Source organism: Oleiagrimonas soli (assembly GCF_000761445.1).
In the GTDB taxonomy this organism is placed as follows: Bacteria; Pseudomonadota; Gammaproteobacteria; order Xanthomonadales; family Rhodanobacteraceae; genus Oleiagrimonas; species Oleiagrimonas soli.
Map to the genome: position 1 here is coordinate 1 of NZ_JROI01000019.1, position 5,438 is coordinate 5,438.

Annotated in this window: 2 tRNA genes and 3 rRNA genes; all 5 read left to right on the forward strand. The window is 55.4% G+C overall.

Features of this window, described 5'->3' with window-relative positions:
- Nucleotides 1-277 precede the first annotated feature (277 nt).
- The 5 genes from LF63_RS00005 to rrf all read left to right on the forward strand — a co-directional run bounded on the left by LF63_RS00005 (nucleotide 278) and on the right by rrf (nucleotide 5,390).
- Nucleotides 278-1,824 (forward strand): 16S ribosomal RNA (locus tag LF63_RS00005).
- A 105-nt stretch (nucleotides 1,825-1,929) separates the two neighbouring features.
- A tRNA-Ile gene (locus LF63_RS00010) sits at nucleotides 1,930-2,006 on the forward strand.
- 7 nt (nucleotides 2,007-2,013) lie between these two features.
- Nucleotides 2,014-2,089: transfer RNA gene (locus LF63_RS00015), tRNA-Ala, on the forward strand.
- A 188-nt stretch (nucleotides 2,090-2,277) separates the two neighbouring features.
- Nucleotides 2,278-5,165 (forward strand): 23S ribosomal RNA (locus LF63_RS00020).
- Between the two features lie 110 nt (nucleotides 5,166-5,275).
- Nucleotides 5,276-5,390: ribosomal RNA gene (rrf, locus tag LF63_RS00025) — 5S ribosomal RNA — on the forward strand.
- The 16S, 23S and 5S rRNA genes sit together here with 2 tRNA genes alongside, the layout of an rRNA operon.
- The last annotated feature ends 48 nt before the right edge of the window (nucleotides 5,391-5,438 follow it).

Genomic DNA, 5,438 nt, shown 5'->3' on the forward strand with positions numbered 1-5,438 from the left:
AAATTTCCCTGAAAAAGGGTGTTGACGGAAACGGAAAGCGATGTAGAATGTGCGGCTCCCTCGGACGAAACGTCCTCGAGGGTTTGCGAAGAAAGTTTCGCAAGCGATTGATCTTTGACAGTGTGCGCAGGTGACTTGTGTGGGCGCCTTGCGGAGTTGGAGAAGTCCAACCAATGCAAGCGTCCAAACCTTTAACCTTTGTAATTCAGCGATGAATGCAGAAGTTGGGTTCGGACCTTCAAAAAGATAGATCGGCCTTCGGGTTGATCGAAAACTTCAAGTGAAGAGTTTGATCCTGGCTCAGATTGAACGCTGGCGGCATGCCTAACACATGCAAGTCGAACGGCAGCATGAGAGAGCTTGCTCTCTTGATGGCGAGTGGCGGACGGGTGAGTAAGGCATCGGGATCTACCCTGTCGTGGGGGACAACCTAGGGAAACTTAGGCTAATACCGCATACGTCCTACGGGAGAAAGTGGGGGACCCTTCGGGGCCTCACGCGATTGGATGAACCGATGTTCGATTAGCTAGTTGGTGGGGTAATGGCCTACCAAGGCGACGATCGATAGCTGGTCTGAGAGGATGATCAGCCACACTGGGACTGAGACACGGCCCAGACTCCTACGGGAGGCAGCAGTGGGGAATATTGGACAATGGGCGAAAGCCTGATCCAGCAATGCCGCGTGTGTGAAGAAGGCCCTCGGGTTGTAAAGCACTTTTATCAGGAACGAAATACCACCGGCCAATACCCGGTGGGGCTGACGGTACCTGAGGAATAAGCACCGGCTAACTCCGTGCCAGCAGCCGCGGTAATACGGAGGGTGCAAGCGTTAATCGGAATTACTGGGCGTAAAGCGTGCGTAGGCGGTTCGTTAAGTCTGCTGTGAAAGCCCCGGGCTCAACCTGGGAATGGCAGTGGATACTGGCGAGCTAGAGTGTGGTAGAGGAAGGTGGAATTCCCGGTGTAGCGGTGAAATGCGTAGAGATCGGGAGGAACATCAGTGGCGAAGGCGGCCTTCTGGACCAACACTGACGCTCAGGCACGAAAGCGTGGGGAGCAAACAGGATTAGATACCCTGGTAGTCCACGCCCTAAACGATGCGAACTGGACGTTGGCCACACTTCGGTGGTCAGTGTCGAAGCTAACGCGTTAAGTTCGCCGCCTGGGGAGTACGGTCGCAAGACTGAAACTCAAAGGAATTGACGGGGGCCCGCACAAGCGGTGGAGTATGTGGTTTAATTCGATGCAACGCGAAGAACCTTACCTGGTCTTGACATGTCCGGAACTTGGCAGAAATGCCTTGGTGCCTTCGGGAACCGGAACACAGGTGCTGCATGGCTGTCGTCAGCTCGTGTCGTGAGATGTTGGGTTAAGTCCCGCAACGAGCGCAACCCTTGTCCTTAGTTGCCAGCACGTAATGGTGGGAACTCTAGGGAGACTGCCGGTGACAAACCGGAGGAAGGTGGGGATGACGTCAAGTCATCATGGCCCTTACGACCAGGGCTACACACGTACTACAATGGTCGGTACAGAGGGTTGCCAAGCCGCGAGGTGGAGCCAATCCCACAAAGCCGATCCCAGTCCGGATCGCAGTCTGCAACTCGACTGCGTGAAGTCGGAATCGCTAGTAATCGTGGATCAGCTATGCCACGGTGAATACGTTCCCGGGCCTTGTACACACCGCCCGTCACACCATGGGAGTGGGCTGCTCCAGAAGCCGTTAGTCTAACCTTCGGGAGGACGACGACCACGGAGTGGTTCATGACTGGGGTGAAGTCGTAACAAGGTAGCCGTATCGGAAGGTGCGGCTGGATCACCTCCTTTAGAGAAAGGACGATCCACCCCGCAAGACGCCCACACAAGGCACCTGCATCCAGAAAGTAAGACGAGCCGCCGGATTCCGGCGCGTGCTTGTCGGCACGATCAAACGGGTCTGTAGCTCAGGTGGTTAGAGCGCACCCCTGATAAGGGTGAGGCCGGTGGTTCGAGTCCTCCCAGACCCACCATCTTTTCGGGGCCATAGCTCAGCTGGGAGAGCACCTGCTTTGCAAGCAGGGGGTCGTCGGTTCGATCCCGACTGGCTCCACCAGTTTTTGATTTCTGGATCAGCGCACACAAAAGATTTGAAAACGAGACGGCGTTGAGGCCGTTTTCGTGTTCTTTGACAAAGCGAATCGAGTGACAAGCGTTTTGGATTGCGAAATCCAAGATGTGTCGTTAAGGCAAACGGCGAAACGTCGATTGGGCGTATGACTTCGAGGCGACTTGGGGTTATATGGTCAAGCGACAAAGCGTATACGGTGGATGCCTTGGCGGTCAGAGGCGATGAAGGACGTGGCAGCCTGCGAAAAGTGTCGGGGAGCTGGCAACAAGCTTTGATCCGGCAATGTCCGAATGGGGAAACCCACTGCGTGAGCAGTATCCAGCACTGAATACATAGGTGTCTGGAAGCGAACCCGGAGAACTGAAATATCTAAGTACCCGGAGGAAAAGAAATCAACCGAGATTCCCTGAGTAGCGACGAGCGAACGGGGAGCAGCCCTTAAGCGCCTTATGTTTTAGTTGAACGCTCTGGAAAGTGCGGCCATAGACGGTGATAGCCCGGTAAACGAAAAAGCATTTGGCGTGAAATCGAGTAGGGCGGGGCACGAGAAACCCTGTCTGAACATGGGGGGACCATCCTCCAAGGCTAAATACTACTGACCGACCGATAGTGAACCAGTACCGTGAGGGAAAGGCGAAAAGAACCCCGGAGAGGGGAGTGAAATAGACCCTGAAACCGTATACGTACAAGCAGTGGGAGCCCCTTCGTGGGGTGACTGCGTACCTTTTGTATAATGGGTCAGCGACTTACTGTCAGTGGCAAGCTTAACCATCTAGGGGAGGCGAAGGGAAACCGAGTCTGAATAGGGCGCATAGTCTCTGGCAGTAGACCCGAAACCGAGTGATCTATCCTTGGCCAGGTTGAAGGTGCGGTAACACGCACTGGAGGACCGAACCCACATCCGTTGCAATGGATGGGGATGAGCTGAGGATCGGAGTGAAAGGCTAAACAAACTCGGAGATAGCTGGTTCTCCTCGAAAGCTATTTAGGTAGCGCCTCATGTGAATCTTCCTGGGGGTAGAGCACTGTTATGGCTAGGGGGTCATCGCGACTTACCAAACCATGGCAAACTCCGAATACCAGGACAGACTGCATGGGAGACACACGGCGGGTGCTAACGTCCGTCGTGAAAAGGGAAACAACCCAGACCCGCAGCTAAGGTCCCCAAGTTAGTGCTAAGTGGAAAACGATGTGGGAAGGCACAGACAGCCAGGAGGTTGGCTTAGAAGCAGCCACCCTTTAAAGAAAGCGTAATAGCTCACTGGTCGAGTCGGCCCGCGCGGAAGATTCAACGGGGCTCAAGCACTACACCGAAGCTCGGGGTGCACACTTTGTGTGCGCGGTAGAGGAGCGTTCTGTACGCCTGCGAAGGTGGATCGTAAGGTCTGCTGGAGGTATCAGAAGTGCGAATGCTGACATGAGTAACGATAAGGAGGGTGAAAAGCCCTCCCGCCGAAAGCCCAAGGTTTCCTCGCGCAACGTTCATCGGCGCAGGGTGAGTCGGCCCCTAAGGCGAGGCTGAAAAGCGTAGTCGATGGGAAGCGGGTTAATATTCCCGCACCTTGCCGTAGTGCGATGGGAGGACGGAGAAGGCTAGGTCTACCGGGCGTTGGTTGTCCCGGGGAAAGGCGGTAGGCGGTGTTAGGAGGCAAATCCTTCTTTCACATACGCCGAGCACCGAGACCAGGCTCCAAGTGAGCCGAAGTGACTGATGCCACGCTTCCAGGAAAAGTCCCTAAGCTTCAGCTATGGTGAGACCGTACCGCAAACCGACACAGGTAGGCAGGATGAGAATTCCAAGGCGCTTGAGAGAACTCGGGTGAAGGAACTAGGCAAAATGGTACCGTAACTTCGGGAGAAGGTACGCCCGCCTGCGTGGCTACATGCGTAGCTGAGCGCGGACGGGCCGCAGTAACCTGGCCGCTGCGACTGTTTATCAAAAACATAGCACTGTGCAAACACGAAAGTGGACGTATACGGTGTGACGCCTGCCCGGTGCCGGAAGGTTAATTGATGGGGTCAGCCGCAAGGCGAAGCTCTTGATCGAAGCCCCGGTAAACGGCGGCCGTAACTATAACGGTCCTAAGGTAGCGAAATTCCTTGTCGGGTAAGTTCCGACCTGCACGAATGGCGTAACGACAGCGGCGCTGTCTCCACCCGAGACTCAGTGAAATTGAAATCGCTGTGAAGATGCAGCGTTCCCGCAACAAGACGGAAAGACCCCGTGAACCTTTACTACAGCTTCACACTGAACGTTGAGTTCATCTGTGCAGGATAGGTGGGAGGCTTTGAAGCGCAGGCGCTAGCTTGCGTGGAGCCATCCTTGAAATACCACCCTGATGTGCTTGACGTTCTAACCCAGACCCGTTACCCGGGTCGGGGACCATGTGTGGTGGGTAGTTTGACTGGGGCGGTCTCCTCCTAAAGAGTAACGGAGGAGCACGAAGGTACGCTCAGCGCGGTCGGACATCGCGCACTGTGTGCAAAGGCATAAGCGTGCTTGACTGCGAGATCGACGGATCAAGCAGGTACGAAAGTAGGTCTTAGTGATCCGGTGGTTCTGTATGGAAGGGCCATCGCTCAACGGATAAAAGGTACTCCGGGGATAACAGGCTGATACCGCCCAAGAGTTCATATCGACGGCGGTGTTTGGCACCTCGATGTCGGCTCATCACATCCTGGGGCTGTAGTCGGTCCCAAGGGTATGGCTGTTCGCCATTTAAAGTGGTACGCGAGCTGGGTTCAGAACGTCGTGAGACAGTTCGGTCCCTATCTGTTGTGGGCGTTGGAGATTTGAGGGGGGCTGCTCCTAGTACGAGAGGACCGGAGTGGACGTTCCGCTGGTGTTCGGGTTGTCATGCCCATGGCATTGCCCGGTAGCTACGAACGGAAGTGATAACCGCTGAAAGCATCTAAGCGGGAAGCACGCCCCAAGATGAGATCTCCCGAGACTTCGAGTCTCCTTAAGGACCCAGGTAGACCACCTGGTTGATAGGCGCGGTGTGGAAGTGCAGCAATGCATTGAGCTAACGCGTACTAATGATCCGTGCGGCTTGACCATATAACCCCAAGACGCTTCGTGCGTTCCTTACCGACACATCTAAACGCTTGACACTCGATTCGCCCCTCTGCCGGGCTGGCGCTGACCAAAGCGCTGCCCGCATCCCTTTCCCTGGCGGCCATAGCGGTGTGGTCCCACCCGATCCCATCCCGAACTCGGAAGTGAAACGCACCCGCGCCAATGGTAGTGTGGCAGTTGCCATGCGAGAGTAGGTCACCGCCAGGGACTTACACACCAAAGCCTCCGACTTACCGTCGGGGGCTTTTTTGTTGC